Raw genomic sequence first — 291 nt, forward strand, 5'->3', positions numbered from 1 at the left:
TCGACCGCCTGGGGAGTACGGCCGCAAGGTTAAAACTCAAATGAATTGACGGGGGCCCGCACAAGCGGTGGAGCATGTGGTTTAATTCGATGCAACGCGAAGAACCTTACCTGGCCTTGACATCCACAGAATTCGGCAGAGATGCCTTAGTGCCTTCGGGAACTGTGAGACAGGTGCTGCATGGCTGTCGTCAGCTCGTGTTGTGAAATGTTGGGTTAAGTCCCGCAACGAGCGCAACCCTTATCCTTTGTTGCCAGCGATTCGGTCGGGAACTCAAAGGAGACTGCCGGT

Annotated in this window: 1 rRNA gene; it reads left to right on the top strand. The window is 54.6% G+C overall.

Annotated features, from left to right (window positions below):
- Positions 1 to 291, top strand: a 16S ribosomal RNA gene (locus PGH32_RS24650); the annotation flags it as partial.

Origin of the sequence: Erwinia sp. SLM-02 (genome assembly GCF_037450285.1) — a bacterium.
Classification (GTDB): domain Bacteria; phylum Pseudomonadota; class Gammaproteobacteria; order Enterobacterales; family Enterobacteriaceae; genus Erwinia.